This is a genomic window from Pseudomonas sp. PDM22, from assembly GCF_014851965.1.
Classification (GTDB): domain Bacteria; phylum Pseudomonadota; class Gammaproteobacteria; order Pseudomonadales; family Pseudomonadaceae; genus Pseudomonas.
This window is the reverse complement of sequence record NZ_JACVAR010000006.1, coordinates 560,471-577,798: the sequence shown is the minus strand read 5'-3', so window position 1 is coordinate 577,798 and position 17,328 is coordinate 560,471. Positions and strand designations below refer to the sequence as shown.

Annotated in this window: 16 protein-coding genes; 8 read left to right on the top strand and 8 right to left on the bottom strand. The window is 66.7% G+C overall.

Annotated elements, in window-relative coordinates; all coding sequences use genetic code 11:
* The first annotated feature begins 19 nt into the window (after positions 1-19).
* Positions 20-712 (top strand): response regulator, encoded by a 693-nt coding sequence (locus tag IB255_RS23205; RefSeq protein ID WP_081520667.1) that lies wholly within the window; start codon positions 20-22, stop codon positions 710-712.
* 237 nt (positions 713-949) lie between these two features.
* On the opposite strand, the gene IB255_RS23200 is transcribed toward IB255_RS23205, so the two are convergent.
* A complete protein-coding gene (locus IB255_RS23200) occupies positions 950-1,987 on the bottom strand; it encodes a patatin-like phospholipase family protein (RefSeq protein ID WP_081520657.1) in 1,038 nt (345 codons plus the stop codon).
* Between the two features lie 108 nt (positions 1,988-2,095).
* Between IB255_RS23200 and selD the strand changes: the two genes are divergently transcribed.
* Together selD and mnmH are read left to right on the top strand one after the other, a co-directional pair.
* Positions 2,096-3,130, top strand: a complete 1,035-nt coding sequence (gene selD, locus IB255_RS23195) for a selenide, water dikinase SelD (protein WP_081520656.1) — start codon at positions 2,096-2,098, stop codon at positions 3,128-3,130.
* Positions 3,130-4,230: a tRNA 2-selenouridine(34) synthase MnmH gene (mnmH, locus tag IB255_RS23190; RefSeq protein WP_081520655.1), complete on the top strand. Its 1,101-nt coding sequence runs from the start codon at positions 3,130-3,132 to the stop codon at positions 4,228-4,230. Before selD ends, mnmH begins: the two co-directional genes overlap by 1 nt.
* A gap of 265 nt (positions 4,231-4,495) precedes the next feature.
* On the opposite strand, the gene IB255_RS23185 is transcribed toward mnmH, so the two are convergent.
* Positions 4,496-4,843, bottom strand: coding sequence for a GFA family protein (locus IB255_RS23185; RefSeq protein ID WP_081520654.1), 348 nt, complete (start codon positions 4,841-4,843; stop codon positions 4,496-4,498).
* Between the two features lie 152 nt (positions 4,844-4,995).
* Here IB255_RS23185 and IB255_RS23180 point away from each other — a divergent pair, with 152 nt between their 5' ends.
* Both IB255_RS23180 and IB255_RS23175 read left to right on the top strand, forming a co-directional pair.
* Complete coding sequence (locus tag IB255_RS23180; RefSeq protein ID WP_081520653.1) at positions 4,996-5,274, top strand: hypothetical protein; 279 nt, start codon at positions 4,996-4,998, stop codon at positions 5,272-5,274.
* Between the two features lie 65 nt (positions 5,275-5,339).
* A complete protein-coding gene (locus IB255_RS23175) occupies positions 5,340-5,948 on the top strand; it encodes a flavin reductase family protein (RefSeq protein WP_192210899.1) in 609 nt (202 codons plus the stop codon).
* Positions 5,949-5,972: 24 nt separating this feature from the next.
* On the opposite strand, the gene IB255_RS23170 is transcribed toward IB255_RS23175, so the two are convergent.
* Positions 5,973-6,347, bottom strand: a complete 375-nt coding sequence (locus tag IB255_RS23170) for a hypothetical protein (protein ID WP_081520651.1) — start codon at positions 6,345-6,347, stop codon at positions 5,973-5,975.
* Positions 6,348-6,620: 273 nt separating this feature from the next.
* On the opposite strand from IB255_RS23170, the gene IB255_RS23165 reads away from it, so the two are divergent.
* The gene (locus IB255_RS23165; RefSeq protein WP_192210898.1) at positions 6,621-8,576 is read left to right on the top strand and encodes a methyl-accepting chemotaxis protein; all 1,956 of its coding nucleotides are present in this window, start codon (positions 6,621-6,623) and stop codon (positions 8,574-8,576) included.
* On the opposite strand, the gene IB255_RS23160 is transcribed toward IB255_RS23165, so the two are convergent.
* Positions 8,544-10,289 (bottom strand): SulP family inorganic anion transporter, encoded by a 1,746-nt coding sequence (locus IB255_RS23160; RefSeq protein WP_081520649.1) that lies wholly within the window; start codon positions 10,287-10,289, stop codon positions 8,544-8,546. The two genes, IB255_RS23165 and IB255_RS23160, sit on opposite strands and share 33 nt — an antisense overlap.
* Before the next feature lie 473 nt (positions 10,290-10,762).
* A complete protein-coding gene (locus IB255_RS23155) occupies positions 10,763-11,767 on the bottom strand; it encodes an NADP-dependent oxidoreductase (RefSeq protein WP_081520648.1) in 1,005 nt (334 codons plus the stop codon).
* A gap of 237 nt (positions 11,768-12,004) precedes the next feature.
* On the opposite strand from IB255_RS23155, the gene IB255_RS23150 reads away from it, so the two are divergent.
* Both IB255_RS23150 and IB255_RS23145 read left to right on the top strand, forming a co-directional pair.
* Positions 12,005-12,766: an SDR family oxidoreductase gene (locus IB255_RS23150; RefSeq protein ID WP_081520647.1), complete on the top strand. Its 762-nt coding sequence runs from the start codon at positions 12,005-12,007 to the stop codon at positions 12,764-12,766.
* 325 nt (positions 12,767-13,091) lie between these two features.
* Entirely contained in the window at positions 13,092-13,982 is an 891-nt protein-coding gene (locus tag IB255_RS23145; protein WP_081520646.1) for a bile acid:sodium symporter family protein, read from the top strand.
* A gap of 285 nt (positions 13,983-14,267) precedes the next feature.
* Here the strand turns inward: IB255_RS23145 and IB255_RS23140 are convergent, their stop codons facing one another.
* From IB255_RS23140 to IB255_RS23130, 3 genes are read right to left on the bottom strand one after another with little or no spacing between them, the layout of a single operon-like run.
* Positions 14,268-15,431: an AAA family ATPase gene (locus IB255_RS23140; RefSeq protein WP_081520645.1), complete on the bottom strand. Its 1,164-nt coding sequence runs from the start codon at positions 15,429-15,431 to the stop codon at positions 14,268-14,270.
* Positions 15,432-15,485: 54 nt separating this feature from the next.
* On the bottom strand, positions 15,486-16,685 hold the full coding sequence (locus tag IB255_RS23135) for a benzoate/H(+) symporter BenE family transporter (RefSeq protein WP_081520644.1): 1,200 nt from the start codon (positions 16,683-16,685) through the stop codon (positions 15,486-15,488).
* Positions 16,686-16,698: 13 nt separating this feature from the next.
* Entirely contained in the window at positions 16,699-17,301 is a 603-nt protein-coding gene (locus tag IB255_RS23130; RefSeq protein WP_081520643.1) for a LysE family translocator, read from the bottom strand.
* Positions 17,302-17,328: the final 27 nt, after the last annotated feature.

Below are 17,328 nucleotides of genomic sequence, written 5' to 3'. Positions count from 1 at the left end.
CCGCCAGCCCGGACTGCCGATGAACGCCAGCGCCGCCACCATCCTGGTCGTCGATGACGAACCGCAGATCCGCAAGTTCCTCCGTATCAGCCTCAGCGCCGGTGGCTACAAGGTGCTCGAAGCCGGCACCGGCGAGGAAGGTTTGGCCCAGGCCGCACTGGGCCGCCCGGACCTGGTGGTACTCGACCTTGGCCTGCCGGACAAGGACGGCCAGGACGTGCTGCGCGAACTGCGCGAGTGGTCGCAGGTGCCGGTGCTGGTGCTTTCCGTGCGTGCCAGCGAAAGCGAGAAGGTGCTGGCGCTGGACAGCGGCGCCAATGACTACGTGACCAAGCCCTTCGGCATCCAGGAATTCCTCGCGCGCATCCGCGTGCTGCTGCGCCAGGGCGCCAGTGGCGAGACGCAGGAGGCGGTGGTCGCGGTGGGGCCGCTGAGTGTGGATTTCTCCTATCGCCGCGTGCTGCTCGATGGCGAGGAAGTCTCGCTGACGCGCAAGGAGTACGCGGTGCTCTCGACCCTGGCGCGGCATGTGGGCCGGGTGGTGACCCAGCAGCAACTGCTCAAGGATATCTGGGGGCCGACGCATACCGAGGACACGCACTACCTGCGGGTGGTGGTCGGTCACCTGCGGCAGAAGCTCGCGGATGATCCGGCGGTGCCGCGGTTCATCGTCACCGAGGCGGGAGTCGGGTACCGCCTGCGCGAAGCCTGACAGCGCGTAGGGCGCATAACCCGGAACGGGTTATCCGCCGATTCCACCGCGGCGGATAACGCTGTCGCGTTATGCGCCCTACGAAACTGCCACGTCGGAGCGGACCTTGTCCGCGAAGTCCCTCGCGGCGAAATCTGATCCAAAAGGGAAACTCCGGAGCATCACGCTCCCTGTAGGAGCGGGCCAAGCAAGCCCGCGACCCACTCCCATGGCGCGCTCCTGCAGGGGCGGCTCAACTCAATAAGGATTCTCCGCCTCATACCGATCCAGCGTATCGCTGGCGATCTGCCGGCCGAGGGCGATGAGTTCGGGGGCCTTGTAGAACTCAAAGAAGCGACACACGCGCTTGGGCACGTTGATCAGGATATCCGGCGGGTAGCCGGCGATCTTGTATTGCGCCAGCGAGGTCTGCATCACCTCGAAGCTCTGGTTCACCAACTCCAGCAGCGAGGCCGGGCTGCTGCTGTCGATCACGTGGCTGCCGGTGGCCGAGCGTGGCGAGCCCTTGGCCTGTGGAGCCGCGGCGGGTTGCTGCATTTCCGGTTCGGCGGGCTCTTCGGCGGCGGCTGGCACCGGGTGCAGCAGGGCGTCGGCGATCAGTTCGGGTGGCGGCTCGACGTCGCCGCGGCGGAAGAAGCTCAGCTTGTTCGACAGCCCGGAGATCACCGAATCGAAGCGGCCCTTTAGCGCCGGTGGGCGCTCGATCACCGGCAGCGAGTACTGGCGCTGGTTGGTGGCGTTGAGGTTGACCGCGACGATCAGGTCGGCGTGGGTCGAGACCACCGGGACGATCGGCAGCGGGTTGAGCAGGCCGCCGTCCACCAGCATGCGGGTGCCCTGCATGACCGGGGTGAACAGGCTGGGGATCGCCGCCGAGGCGCGCATGGCCTGGTGCAGGCAGCCTTCCTGGAACCAGATTTCCTGCTGGTTGGTGAGGTCGGTGGCCACCGCGGTGTAGGGGATCGGCAGCTGTTCGATGTCGATCTCGCCGAGAATTTCGTGGATCTTGCCGAATACCCGCTCACCACGGATGGCGCCGAGGCGGAAGCTGACGTCCAGCAGGCGCAGCACGTCGAGGTAGTCCAGGCTTTCCACCCAGTCGCGGTACTCGCCCAGCTTGCCGGCGGCGTAGATGCCGCCGATCACCGCGCCCATGGAGCAGCCGGCGATACAAACCACCTCATAGCCGCGCCGTTCGATCTCCTCGATCACTCCGATATGCGCATAACCGCGCGCGCCGCCGGAACCGAGTACCAGCGCGATCTGTTTTGACATGGGGCAACTCCGCGTGACGAACCCTGCGACGATACGCCGTGGGCAGCGGCCGCGCCAAGCCGGGCTTTGCTAGAATCGCCGTTTGATTTCCCTGCCCGGAGCCTCCCGATGAGCGAACCGATCCGCCTGACCCAGTACAGCCACGGTGCCGGCTGTGGCTGCAAGATTTCCCCCAAGGTCCTGGAGGTCATCCTCGCGGGCAGCGGCGCGCAGAACCTCGACCCCAAGCTGTGGGTCGGCAACGCCTCGCGCGATGACGCCGCCGTCTACGAGATCGATGCCGAGCGCGGCGTGGTGTCCACCACCGATTTCTTCATGCCGATCGTCGATGATCCCTTCGACTTCGGCCGTATCGCCGCCACCAATGCCATCAGCGACATCTACGCCATGGGCGGCGACCCGCTGATGGCCATCGCCATCCTCGGCTGGCCGGTGAACGTGCTGGCGCCGGAAATCGCCCGCGAAGTGATCGCCGGTGGCCGCAAGGTCTGCGACGAAGCCGGCATCCCGCTGGCCGGTGGGCACTCCATCGATGCTCCCGAGCCGATCTTCGGCCTGGCTGTCACCGGACTGGTGGAGAAGCGCTTCATGAAGCGCAACGACACCGCCACCGCCGGCTGCAAGCTGTACCTGACCAAGCCGCTGGGCATCGGCATCCTCACCACCGCCGAGAAGAAGGCCAAGCTGCGCGCCGAAGACGTGGGCGTCGCCCGCGACTGGATGTGCACCCTGAACAAGCCCGGCGCGCGCTTCGGCAAGCTCGACGGAGTGAAGGCGATGACCGACGTCACCGGCTTCGGCCTGCTCGGCCACCTGGTGGAAATGGCCGACGGCAGCGGCCTGACTGCCCGCGTGAGCTACGACGCCGTGCCGCGTCTGGCCAGCGTCGAGTACTACCTGGAAGCCGGTTGCGTACCCGGCGGCACCCTGCGCAACTTCGACAGCTACGGCGAACGCATCGCGCCGCTGCCCGAGCTGCACAAGCTGCTGCTGTGCGACCCGCAGACCAGCGGCGGCCTGCTGGTGGCGGTAGAGCCTGCGGGCGAGGCGCAGTTCCTCGCCACGGCGAAGGCGCTGGGCATGGACCTGGCGCCCATCGGCGAACTGGTCGGCCGACAGCGTCACGCGGTCGAGGTGATGTGATGCGCGACAACACCCGCCACTACCGCGAACTGTTCCTCGGCGATGTGAAGATGATGGACGTGCGCGCCCCGGTCGAGTTCGACAAGGGCGCGTTCCCCAATGTGATCAACCTGCCGCTGATGAACGACAGCGAGCGGCAGAAGGTCGGCACCTGCTACAAGCAGAATGGCCAGCAGGCGGCCATCGCGCTGGGCCACGAGCTGGTCATGGGCAAGCTCAAGGCCGCGCGCATCGAGGCCTGGGCGAATTTCGCCAGGGCCAACCCCGAGGGCTATCTGTACTGCTTCCGCGGCGGGCTGCGTTCGCAGATCACCCAGCAGTGGCTGAAGACCGAAGCCGGCATCGAATACCCGCGCGTGGTCGGCGGCTACAAGGCGATGCGCGGTTTCCTCTTCGACACCACCCGCGCCGCCGTCGAGGAGTGCCAGTTCGTGCTGGTGGGCGGCCTGACCGGCACCGGCAAGACCGAGGTCATCGCCCAGCTGGCCAACAGCCTGGACCTCGAAGGCCACGCCAACCACCGCGGTTCCGCCTTCGGCCGCCGCGCCACGCCGCAGCCGGCGCAGATCGATTTCGAGAACCGCCTGGCCATCGACATCCTGAAGAAGCGCCACGCCGGCACGGAGCAGTTCGTGCTGGAGGACGAGGGGCGCATCGTCGGCAGCTGCTCGGTGCCGCTGGAGCTGTACCAGGGCATGCAGCACTACCCGCTGGTGTGGCTGGAAGACAGCTTCGAGCAGCGCGTGGAGCGCATCCTCAAGGACTACGTGGTGAACCTGTGCGCCGACCATGTGCAGGTAGTGGGCGAGGAGGGCGGCTTCGAGTCCTTCGCCGCCTACCTGCGCAAGAGCCTGTCGGGCATCGTCAAGCGCCTGGGCGGCGAACGCTACCAGCGCCTGGCGGCGATCATGGATGAGGCGCTGGACGAGCAGAAGCGCAGCGGCGCGGTGGACCTGCACCGGGGCTGGATCGAAGGGCTGCTGGGCGAATACTACGACCCGATGTACGCCTTCCAGCGTGAGAGCAAGGGCGAGCGCGTGGAGTTCCGCGGCACCCAGGACGAGGTGGTCGAGTACCTGCGCTTCCGCGCGGAGCGCTGATCCCGGCGTTCCCCTACAGGGGCGGGCCATACCGGCCCGCACCGGCATCAAGACGGAGCACCAACGTAGGATGGGTGGAGCTTGCGATACCCATGCTGCTGTCGGTGCATGAGAGCGATGGGTATCGCTTCGCTCCACGCCATCCTACGACTAGCTTTCAGTTTCGTAGGGCGCATATCGCGCCAGCGTTATCCGCCGTTATGCCATCGGCGGATAACCCGTTCCGGGTTATCCGCCCTACACGCTGCAGCGGACCAACAGGTGCTCACACGCTCTTGCCGTCGTACTCCTTCACCGTCAGTCCCGCCAGGTCCACCCCCGGCAGGCAGCGCACGTTGATCGCCGCCATCGGCGTGCCGTCCGGCATCGCGCCGTAGGCCAGCGGCGCGCAGCCGCAGGTGGGGCAGAAACGGTGTTCGATGCGATGGGTGTTGAACGTATAGGTGCTCATCGCACTCTCAGGAGTCGTCAGCTTCAGCTTGCCGCGCGGCACGAACCACAGCAGCGAGCCCTTGCGCCGGCAGATCGAGCAGTTGCATGACACGACTTCACCGACATCCCCTTCCACTTCGAACGCGATCTGCCCGCAATGGCAGCTGCCCTGGTGCACCATGATCCTTCTCCTTGTCGGGATACCCCGTGGGCAAACAGTGTAGTAGTCGCTTGAATGCCATCCGTCCGGTGGCATACTGCGGCGCCGTCCGGCAGGCCCCTGCGCCGCGTTCTAAGCTGGATTCACCCCCGAATACTTCCAGGAGTTTCGTCATGCCGCGCATTCCCCTGATCATCGCCCTGCTGCTCGCCGTTGCCGGCTGCTCGGGCAAGACCGTCAACCGCGACAGCTGCGCCAACGAGCTGAATGCCGCCTGGCACGAACTGGACCTGGCCAAGGCCGAAGGTTTCGCCGGCACCGTCAGTTACTCCAAGGCCGTCGGGCTGCTGACCGCCGCCAAGACCCAGCAGCAGGTCGAGGCCTATGACGGTTGCGCCGACAAGGCCAGCCGCGCGCGCTTCTACATCAAGGAATCCCGCGCCGGCCGCTGAGCCGCGTATCGCCGGGCCGCCTGAAGCGGCCCGCGCCTTCCCTACCGCATCGCCCGGATTTCGACATGCAACTCGACTTCACCCAACTGTCCAAGGCCGAGGCCTACCGCTGGCTGGCCTCCACCGTCACGCCACGCCCGATCGCCTGGGTTAGCACCTTGTCCAGGGACGGCCAGAGCAACCTCGCGCCGTTCAGCTTCTTCCAGGTCATCAGCGATTCGCCGCCGACCCTGCTGGTCAACACCAGCGTGCGCGAGGACGGCAGCGTCAAGGACACCCTGCGCAACGTGCGCGAGACCGGCGAGATGGTGATCCACCTGGTCAGCGCCGCCCAGGCCGAGAACATGAACGCCACCGCCGCCTGGCTGCCCCACGGCGTCAGCGAGATCGAACACACCGGCATCGCTACCGTGCCCAGCGAGCGCGTGGCACCGCCGCGCGTTGTCGGCGCACCGGTGGCCTTCGAATGCCAGTTGGCGGAAATCATGCCGTACCCGGCAGAAAACCCCTCCAGCATGCTGATCTTCGCCCGCGTGCTGCTGGCGCATATCGATGAGTCGGTGATGCAGGACGAGCGCCACGTCGACCCGGCGAAGCTGGACCTGGTCGGTCGCCTGGGCGGCACCCAGTACAGCTACACCCGCGACACCTTCAGCATGATCCGTCCGAAGTAGGACTCCGCGCCTGGCGCGGCGGCGTCAGGCGAACTCCAGTTCCAGCCCGAGTTGCCAGTGGATGCCACCCATCCGCGCCACGTCCAGCCGTTCGCCAAGGGCGAAGAGTTCGGAGAGCAGCTCGTCACGGCGGGTAAAGTCCAGCGTGCTGCCGTGGATCAGGCTGACGATGCCATGCACCAGACGCCAGCCGGCCTGGGCATCGAACCAGCAGTCCAGCCATTCGCCCTTGGCCTCGTCATACGCCTGCGGGCAGACAAAGTGACGGATCGGCAGCTGTCCGCGAGTCAGTAGCAACGGGTCGAGGCGGCGCTGCTGGCGGTACAGCTCCGGCAGAAAGAGTTCTTGGGCGAATCCCGCCAGCGGGCGCTGCAGGACCAGTTGGTAGTAGGCGTTCATCCGAGCACCTGGAGTGAAAAGTCAGGTGTCGGAATCTGAACGGTCAGGCTGGCAGGTCGCTGTCGGCGATTTCCGCATCCGGGTCAGGAAAGTCCTGTTCAGTGTTCTGGATACGACCTCCACGTATCTCTGTGCAGCATCACCGTGCCATCACCGTCGTACCCTCTATCCAGTCGGTGGGCGGCGCTCCTAATGTTCCGCGCTAAAGCAGCGATAACGATCAGGAGACCTTCGGGATTTCCTGCAACGCCATTGCGGATGGGGGGAGAAGCCATGGTTGCCTTCGTGCAGCGTCGTCTGGCCGACATGGGAACGGCGAAGAAACTGGCCATCGGATTCGGCCTGGTGCTGTTGCTGACGGCCGTGGTGGCGGTGATCGGCGTGACCTCGCTACGGGCGATTTCCCAGCGCTTCGACCTGCTCGGCGACATGTCGACCATCAACCGCGAGTTGCTGGAGATGCGCCAGAGCGAGAAGGACTTCGTGATCGACGCCAGCGATGCCTCGGCCAAGCGCCTGCGCGAACACGCCGGCAACCTCGGCGAAGCGGCGGCACGTCTCAAGACCCAGCCGGACCAGGCAGCGGCCATGGCCCGCGTGGAGCAGGGCATTGCCGACTACCTGGCCGCCTTCGCCAGCTTCGAGAAGTCCAGCAAGAGCCGGCGCCTGTCGCTGGACGCCGCCACCTGGTCGGTGAACGGCGCGTCCAACAGCCTGGACATCCTGCAATCCAGCCTGGCCGATGACGGCGCCTACGAACTCAAGGACTCCCAGGGCCAGAAGGGCGAGGAATTGCTGCAGCAGGCTACCCAGGTCAGCCAGCTCTACCGCCTGGTGCTGCAGGGGCTGAACGAGGCCCGCTCGCGCATGGAAGCGGGCAGCGACGAGAAGGCCGAGGGCGGTCGCATCAAGTCCGCCGCCGAGGCGCTGGAGCTGTCCGCCAAGCTGCAGGAAGCGATTACCGATCCGACCTACGTCTCGGTGCTCAAGGACGTTATCACCAACATCAACGCCTTCGTCGAGAAGCTCGACGAATACACCGCCAGCCTCGAGCAGGAAAAACAGGTCCACGCGCAGATGAACGACCGAGCGGCGCTGGTCATGCAGCAGGTCGACGATGCCTACGCTGCCCAGCGTGCGGCGATGCAGAGCCAGTTGCGGACCAATACGCTGCTGATCGTCGCTTCGGCGGCGCTGGCGCTGCTGGTCGGCGCGCTGGCGTCGATGCTGATCACCTGGATGATCGTGCGACCGCTGCGCCAGGTGATCGGCATGGCTCGACGCATCGCCGAGGGTGACCTGAGCGTGAGCATCGAGGTGCGGCGCAAGGATGAGGTCGGCCAACTGATGGGCGCAGTCGGCAGTATGGCCGACAGCCTGCGCGGCATCGTCAGCCGGCTGAGCGATGGCGTGGGGCAGATCACCGCTTCGGCGCAGGCACTGTCCAGCGTCACCGAGCGCACCCAGCACGGGGTGAACAGCCAGAAGGCCGAGACCGATCAGGTTGCTACGGCGATGAACCAGATGGCGGCCACCGTCCATGACGTGGCGCGCAATGCAGAAGAGGCCGCCAGCTCCGCCGAACAGGCCGACGGCAAAGTGGCCAGCGGGCAGGACGTGGTGCGCCAGACGCTGGGTCGCATCGAACAATTGGCCGATGCGGTGCGCGCGGCCACGCAGAGCATCGAGCAGCTTGGCCGGGAGAGCCAGAGCATCGGCAGCGTGCTGGACGTGATCAAGAACGTCGCCGAGCAGACCAACCTGCTGGCACTCAACGCCGCCATCGAGGCTGCGCGGGCGGGCGAGCAGGGCAGGGGCTTTGCCGTGGTGGCGGATGAGGTGCGGGCGCTGGCGCGGCGTACCCAGCAGTCCACCGCGGAGATCGAGACGCTGATTGCCGCCCTGCAGAACGGCGCGAATACATCGGTGCAACGTATGCAGCGCAGTCACGCGCTGGTGGAAATGACCGTCGGCGACGCGGTACAGACCGAGGCCGCGCTGGGCACCATCGCCTCGGCGGTGGCGGTGATCCACCAGATGAACCAGCAGATCGCCGCCGCTTCCGAGCAACAGAGCGCGGTGGCCGAGGAGATCAGCCGCAGCGTCAGCAGCATCCGTGGCATCGCCGACGAATCGGCGCAGGCCATGGAGTCCACTGCGTCTTCCAGCGTCGAGCTGGCGCAGCTCAGCCGCGAGCTACAGGGGCTGGTCGGGCAGTTCCGTCTCTGAAGCCGGCGCGACTCGTTCGGCCGCCTGCTCACGCTTGTGTTGCTGATGCACGCGCCGGTAAGCGTTGACGCCGGCCCGCACCGAGCTGAATACCAGCGGCGGTTTCACCTCGCCCAGGGCGCCGGAGCGCTTGAGCATCGCCAGGGCTTCGCCGGTCACCCGCGCCAGGGACAGGTGCACGCCCTGGGCGTCGAGGGTTTGCTGAACCTCGCGCAAGGTGGTCAGGCCGCTGATATCCAGGTTGAGGATGCCCTCGGCATTGAGCAGCACCGCGCGGGCGCTGGGCGCCTCGGCCACTACTTCCAGCAGGCGCTGTTTGAAGTAGTCGGCATTGAAGAACAGGATCGGCGCGTCGAAACGGTAGATCACCAGACCAGGCAGGGTGTGGGCGTTGGGGTACTGCTCCAGCTCCACCTGGCCGTCGATGCCGTGCACCCAGCCCATCACCGCGTCGTGCGGGCGATAGGTGAGGTAGAGCAGGCGCAGCAGGGCGAGCATGATGGCGACGAAGATGCCCGGCAGCACGCCGACGCTGAGCACACCGGCCGTGGTCAGCACGCACAGGCCGAACTCGAACCGGCTCAGTGCCCAGAAGCCGCGCAGCGCACGGAAGTCGATCAGCCCCCAGCCGGCCATCAGCAGCACCGCCCCCAGCGCCGGCATCGGCACCCAGCCCAGTGGTTTGCTGAACAACAGCAGGACCAGGCCGATGACCAGCGCGGCCACCACGCCGACCAGCTGGCTCTTGCCGCCGACCATGTCGTTCACCGCGGTGCGCGAGTCCGCGCCGCTGATGACGAAGCCCTGGGAAATCCCCGCGCCGATGTTGGCCATGCCCAGTGCCATGAACTCGTGGTTGGCATCGATGGCGTAGCCGTGGCGGGCGGCGAAGCTGCGTGCGGTCAGCATGGCGCTGCAGAAGCTGACGATGGTGATGCCCATGGCATCGCGGAACAGGCTGCCCAGTTCCTCGTAGCTGGTCTTCGGCCAGCTCAATTGCGGGAGGCCTTGCGGCACTTCACCCAGCAGCTTGATGCCGTACTGGTCGAGGCCGAATACGGCGGCGATGACCGAGGCGAACAGCACGCCCACCAGTGCGCCGGGAATCTTCGGGTAGCGACGCGGCAACAGGATCATCAGCGCCAGCGTGCCGACCCCCAGCGCCAGAGTCGGGAAATGCGTATCGGCGAGGTTGCGCACCAGGGCGATCAGGCCGCGGACAAAGCCGCTGGTCTCGCTGTGGTAGCCGAGGATCTTGCCGAGTTGGCCGGCGATCAGGCTCAGGCCGATGCCGTTCAGGTAGCCCACCAGCGTGGGCCGCGAGAGGAAACTGGCAACGAAGCCGGCGCGGGCGAACCCGGCGGCGATGGACATGGCGCCCACCAGCACCGCGACGATCATCGACAGTTGCAGCAGGCGTTCCGGGTTGCCGGCGGCCAGTGGCGTGATAGCGGCCGCGACCATCGCGGCGGTGGCGGCATCCGGGCCGACCATCAGCTGCCGCGAGCTGCCGACGATGGCGTAGATCAGCATCGGCAGGATGCAGGCGTAGAGCCCGACCTGCGGCGGGAAGCCGATGATCTGCGAATAGGCGATGGCGGTGGGAATCTGCACCGCGGCCACCGACAGGCCGGCCTGCACATCGCGCGGTAGCCAGTCGAAACGATAGTGCAGCAGGCTGTCCAGGCCGGGCAGCCAACGGGCGAGGGACATTCGGGGGGATCTTCCTTGGAATCGACCAGGGGAAATCCTAGCTGGAAAGGCTCAACAGAGCTTGTCGGAAATCATCGAGATAGAGCGAGGAATGCAGAACTCCGGGAGCGGGCCATGTCCGCGAACATCCTCCCCCTGTGATTCTGGCGCAGTGCCTTTTCCCTCACCCCAGCCCTCTCCCAGGGGGAGAGGGAGCCGACTGTGCCGGCTGACGCTGTAGTTTCATCCTGCGCTGAACGGTCCCCTCTCCCGCTTGCGGGAGAGGGGGGGAGGCTTTTGCTCCTGTAGGAGCAACTGTCTTTTTCCGGAAAACCTGGGCCTGCGATTTCCCTCACCCCAGCCCTCTCCCGGAGGGAGAGGGAGCCGATTGTGCCGGCTGACGCTGTAGTTTCATCCTGCGCCGAACGGTCCCCTCTCCCTCTGGGAGAGGGTGAGGGCCGATCCGAGCACAGGAATCCTGGTAAGAGCGGCCGTCAGACCTTCAGCACCAGCTTGCCGAAGTTCTCGCCGCTGAACAGCTTGGCCAGGGTCTCGGGGAAGGTTTCCAGGCCTTCGACGATGTCTTCCTTCGACTTCAGCTTGCCCTCGGCGATCCAGGTCGCCATGTCCTTGAAGCCTTCCTGGAAGCGGTGGGCGTAGTCCATCACCACCATGCCTTCCATGCGCGCGCGGTTGACCAGCAGCGAGAGATAATTGGCCGGGCCGCGCACGGCTTCCTTGTTGTTGTACTGGCTGATCGCACCGCAGATCACCACCCGCGCCTTGGGCGCCAGGCGGGCGAGCACGGCATCGAGGATGTCACCGCCGACGTTGTCGAAGAACACGTTCACGCCCTTGGGGCATTCGCGCTTGAGGCCGGCGTTGACGTCCTCGGCCTTGTAGTCGATGGCGCCGTCGAAGCCCAGTTCATCCACCAGGTAGCGACACTTGTCGGCGCCGCCGGCGATGCCGACCACGCGGCAGCCTTTGATTTTCGCGATCTGCCCGACCACGCTGCCCACCGCGCCGGCGGCGCCGGAGACCACCACGGTGTCACCGGCCTGGGGCAGGCCGACGTCGAGGAAGCCGAAGTAGGCGGTCATGCCGGTCATGCCCAGCGCGGACAGGTACAGCGGCAGCGGCGCGCGCTGGCTGTCGACCTTGTAGAAACCCTTGGGCTCGCCGAGGAAGTAATCCTGCACGCCGAGGGCGCCGTTCACTTCGTCGCCGACCTTGAAGTCCGGGTGCTGCGAGGCGATCACCTTGCCCACGCCCAGGGCGCGCATCACGTCGCCGATGGCCACCGGGGCGATGTAGGACTTCGCGTCGTTCATCCAGCCGCGCATGGCCGGGTCCAGCGACAGGTACTGGTTCTTCACCAGGATCTGGCCGGGGCCGGGCTCGCCGACCGGGGTTTCCACGTAGGCGAAGGTGTCGCGGGTGGCGGCGCCGACCGGGCGCTGGGCGAGCTGGAACTGACGGTTGATCTGGGCGGACATGGCAGTGGACTCAGTCAGGGGGAAAGCCTAGGTGATAGTCCGCGCGCGGCGTTGGGGCAAGTTCCGTCCGCCGGGGGAATGTCCGTCCATCGGTTCCAGTGATCCGGATTTGTCCGAATCATCATCGGCATGGATGCAACGACGTCGCCCCGCCTGATAGTGCTTCGCGCCCGCAACGCGCTGGCTAGACTGCGACGGTTATCCCCATTCGCTTCGCAACGCTTTCGAGGAACGCTCATGAGTCAGCTGCTTTCCGGCCAGGTCGCCCTGGTCACCGGCGCCGCCAACGGCATCGGCCGCGCCACCGCCCAGGCCTTCGCCCAGCAGGGCGTGAAGGTCGTGGTTTCCGACGTCGACGCCAAGGGCGGCGAAGGCACCGTCGAGCTGATCCGCGCGGCGGGTGGCGAGGCGACCTTCATCCGTTGCGACGTGACCCGCGACGCCGAGGTCAAGGCGCTGGTGGAAGGCACCGTGGCTGCCTACGGCCGCCTGGACTACGCCTTCAACAACGCCGGCATCGAGATCGAGAAGGGCAAGCTGGCCGATGGCGAGGAGAGCGAGTTCGACGCCATCATGGGCGTCAACGTCAAGGGTGTCTGGCTGTGCATGAAGCACCAGATTCCGGTGATGCTGGAGCAGGGCGGCGGCGCCATCGTCAACACCGCCTCGGTTGCCGGCCTGGGCGCCGCGCCGAAGATGAGCATCTATGCCGCCTCCAAGCACGCGGTGATCGGCCTGACCAAGTCCGCCGCCATCGAGTACGCAAAGAAGAAAATCCGCGTCAACGCGGTGTGCCCGGCGGTGATCGACACCGACATGTTCCGCCGCGCCTACGAGGCCGATCCGAAGAAGGCCGAGTTCGCCGCCGCCATGCACCCGGTGGGTCGCGTCGGCCGCGTCGAGGAAATCGCCTCCGCCGTGCTCTACCTGTGCAGCGACCACGCCGGCTTCACCACCGGTATCGCGCTGCCGGTGGATGGCGGGGCGACGGCGATCTGATCGTCTCGGGGCTGCCCGGTGTTCGGGCTGCCCTCACCATTTTTTCCGTGAGGCACCTGCAGCCCCGTAGGGCGCATAACGCGCCAGCGTTATCCGCCACGAACCATGCGGCGGATAACCTGTTCCAGGTTATGCGCCCTACACGCTGCCGCGATGTGCTCGCGTCTGGCCCGCTCCTACAGGGAGCTCGCCTGCAAGATCCCGCCTCGTTCGCTACAAACTTTCGCATTCTGTTACAGGAAGAAGTGGTATTGGCCTGCAAGGCCAGTTACAAGCGCCCAAGAGGCCGAAACAATCGGCCCATTCCAGTTGGAGAATAATGACAATGACCAACGATCCCTTGCTGACGCTGTTCATGCCCATCGCCCTGGGCATCATCATGCTGGGCCTCGGCCTGTCCCTGACCATCGCCGACTTCGCCCGCGTGGTGCGCTATCCCAAGCCCGTGCTGATCGGCCTGGTGTGCCAGATCATCCTGCTGCCCCTGGCGTGCTTCCTCATTACCCTGGGCTTCGCCCTCGAAGCGGCGCTCGCCGTGGGCATGATGCTGCTCGCCGCATCGCCCGGCGGCACCACCGCCAACCTCTACAGCCACCTGGCCCACGGCGACGTCGCGCTGAACATCACGCTGACCGCGGTGAACTCGGTGATCGCCATCCTCACCATGCCGCTGATCGTGAACATGTCGCTGCTGTACTTCATGAACGACGGCCAGACCATCCCGCTGCAGTTCGCCAAGGTGGTGCAGGTGTTCATCATCGTCCTCGGCCCCGTGGCCATCGGCATGATCGTGCGGCGCCTGCTGCCGGGCGTGGCGGCGGCACTGCAGAAGCCGGTGAAGATCCTCTCCGCGCTGCTGCTGGCGGTGATCATCGGCGTGGCCGTGACCAAGGACTGGCAGACGTTCCTCACCTATGCGCCCATCGTCGGCGCGGCGGCACTGTGCTTCAACCTGCTGAGCCTGGCCGTGGGCTACTGGATTCCGCGCCTGCTCAAGCTGTCCAAGCCGCAATCCATCGCCATCGGCATGGAAATCGGCATCCACAACGGCACCCTCGCCATCGCCCTGGCGCTCAGCCCGATGCTGCTGAACAACAAGACCATGGCGATCCCGGCGGCCATCTATGGCGTGCTTATGTTCTTCACCGCCGGCCTCTTCGGCTGGTGGGTCAGCCGTGGCGTGGCCAAGACCGCACCGGAGCAGGCGCCCGCCTGACGCCCGGATTTTCCCTGTAGGAGCGCCGTGCCTTGCCGGTTGGTTTCTCACGCTCCTGGCAGGTCGTCAGCGTTATCCGCCGCCAGGGCATCGGCGGATAACCCGTTCCGGGTTATGCGCCCTACGTGCTCCGTGGACCCGATACCGCCGGTTGAACGCGACGTAGGATGGGTGGAGCTTGCGATACCCATCGAACCCCAGCAGGGATCGCATGGGGATCGCGAACTCGCGGAACGCCGCCCTGGCCAACCTGCGAAGGTGCGCGCCTGCTGCCGCTGAGCAGCCTCAATCCGGCCAATGCCACGCCGGGGCATCGAACATGCCCTGGTCGCGGATGCGCGTCTGGCCCAGCTCCTTGTCCAGGTGCAGGCAGTTGCACTCGGGGTGCTCCTCCAGCGTGGCGATCAGCCGGCTGGCGTGGGACACGACCCAGACCTGGGTGTGCTTCGAGGCCTCGATGATCAACCGCCCCAGCGCGGGCAGCAGGTCCGGGTGCAGGCTGGTTTCCGGTTCGTTGAGCACCATCAGCGACGGCGGGCGCGGGGTGAGCAGGGCGGCGACCAGCAGCAGGTAGCGCAAGGTGCCGTCGGAGAGCTCCGCCGCGCTCAGCGGACGCAGCAGGCCGTACTGCTTCAGCGCCACGGCGAAGCGTCCGCCGGGCTGGCAGTCGATCTGCAGTTCGGCGCCGGGGAAGGCGTCGGTGATGGCGGTTTCCAGTGCTGTCGTGTTGCCGATTTCACGAATGGTCTGTAGCGCAGCGGCGAGGTCGCGGCCGTCGTGGTGCAGCACCGGGGTGCGGGTGCCGAGCTGCGGCTGGCGCGCGGGGGCGTCGGCGTCGGTGCGGAAGTGGTCGTAGAAGCGCCAGCCGCGAATCTGCTCGCGCAGCAGCAGGGCTTCGGGGCAGTCCGAGCCGCTGCCGATCTGGGTGAACAGGCTGTCGAAAGTCGGGATGTGCTGCTCCAGCACCTGCCAGCTGCGGCCTTCGCGGGCGCGCAGCATTGGGCCGTTGCGCTCCACCAGTTGCGAGGCGGGGCGGTACCAGGGGCCGGCCCAGATGCTTTCGTGCTTGATCTCCGGGTCCAGGCCGAAGGCGCTGACCACCGGCGGTGGCGGCAGGCCGAGGGCGATGGCGTAGCCGAAATCTTCGCCGGCAAAGCCCAGGCGCAGGCGCTTCACTTCGTTGCGCGGGCCGCCCTGGACTTCCACTTCGCCCGTGCGCATGCGCCGCGAATGGGTTTCCGGCCCGGCCCAGAAGGTGGACTCCAGCCCGCCCTCGCGCGCCAGTGCATTCACCACGCCGCCCTGGGCGGTCTCGGCAAGCAGGCGCAAGGCGCGGTAGAGGTTGGACTTGCCGCTGCCGTTGGCGCCGGTGATCAGATTCAGCCGGCCCAGCGGCAGCACCAGCGAGTTGATCGAGCGGTAGTTGGCGACAGCCAGGGTGTGCAGCATGCGGGGCGATCCGGTTCGGGCAATCGCCCGCATGCTAGCAGAAGGGTTGCGCCTTTACGGCGCGCGGCGCCAGTTCAGCACCAGCTGGGTCAGCAGGCCGGCCACCAGTCCCCAGAAGGCCGAACCGACGGAGAACAAAGTGAAGCCCGAGGCGGTGACCAGGAAGGTGACCATCGCCGCTTCGCGCTGGCGCGCGTCGGCCATGGCATTGGTCAGACCGTTGGTGATCGAACCGAGCAGGGCCAGCGCGGCGATGGACAGCACCAGCGCCTTGGGCAATGCAGCAAACAGCGCGGCCAGGGTGGCGCCGAAGATGCCGGCGATGCCGTAGAACAGCCCGCACCAGAGCGCGGCGGTGTAGCGCTTGTGCGGGTTTTCGTGGGCCTCCGGGCCGGTGCAGATCGCTGCGCTGATGGCCGCCAGGTTGATGCCGTGGGAGCCGAACGGCGCCAGCAGCAGTGAGGCGATGCCGGTGGTGGAGATCAGCGGCGAGGCGGGCACCTGGTAGCCGTCGGCGCGCAGCACGGCGAGGCCGGGCATGTTCTGCGAGGCCATCGCCACGATGAACAGCGGGATGGCGATGCTGATGGTGGCGGCCAGCGAGAAGCTCGGCGTGGTCCACACAGGCCTGGCGACTTCCAGCTGGAAGTGGCTGAAGTTGAGCAGGCCGAGGACGCCGGCGAGGGCTACGCCCACCAGCAGTGCGGCGAACACCGCATAGCGCGGCGACAGGCGCTTGGCGATCAGGTAGCTGACGAACATCGCCACCACCAGCGCCGTCTGCTGCTGCGCGGCGTTGCAGATTTCGATGCAGATGCGGAACAGCACGCCGGCCAGCAGCGCCGAGGCCAGCGAGCCGGGTACCTGGCGCATCAGACGCTCGAAGCTGCCGGTGACGCCGCAGAGGGTGATCAGCGCGGCGCACACGATGAACGCGCCGATGGCCTCGCCGTAAGGCACGCCGGGCAGGCTGCTGATCAGCAGTGCGGCGCCGGGGGTGGACCAGGCGATGACGATCGGCGTGCGGTAGCGCAGGGTCAGGCCGATGGTGGTCAGGGCCATGCCGATGGACAGCGCCCAGATCCACGAGGAAATCTGCGCGGTGGTCAGCCCCGCCGCCTGGCCGGCCTGGAACATCAGCACCAGCGAGCTGGTGTAGCCGGTGAGCATGGCGACGAACCCGGCGACGATGGCGGCGGGGGAGGAGTCTGCCAGCGGGCGCATGGGCGCGCTGGCGGGTGTGGTGTCAGTCATGCACGAACTTCCATCAGGTGCGGGTGAACAGAGGGTAGAGCGAGGCGACCAGCAGCGCCGCCATGCCGACATTGAACAGGCGAAGCCGCAGCGGGTCTTCCAGCCAGCGCCGCAGCAGGCTGCCGAGCACCGTCCAGACGCCCACGCTGGGCAGGTTGACCACGGCGAACAGGGTGGCGATCAGCACCACGTTGCCGATCCAGCTGTTGGCCGGCAGGTAGGTGGCGATAGCGCCGACGGCCATCACCCAGGCCTTGGGGTTGACCCACTGGAAGGCGGCGGCCTGGAGGAAGGTCATCGGCTTGGCGCTGTGCTCGCCCTTGGCTTCGGGCGCGCCGGAACGGGCGATCTTCCACGCCAGGTACAGGAGATAGGCGCCGCCGGCGTAGCGCAGCGCGGTATAGGTGGCCGGGAAGCGCTCGAACAGCTGGTGCAGGCCCAGGCCCACGGCGACCACCAGCAGCAGGAAGCCGATGCTGATGCCGAGCATGTGCGGGATGGTCCGGCGCACGCCGAAGTTCACGCCCGAGGCCAGCAGCATCATGTTGTTGGGGCCGGGGGTGATGGAGGTGACGAAGGCGAACAGCACGAAGGCGCCGAGGAGTTCGAGGGGCATGGCGGTATACCGGTCTAGTTGTAGGAC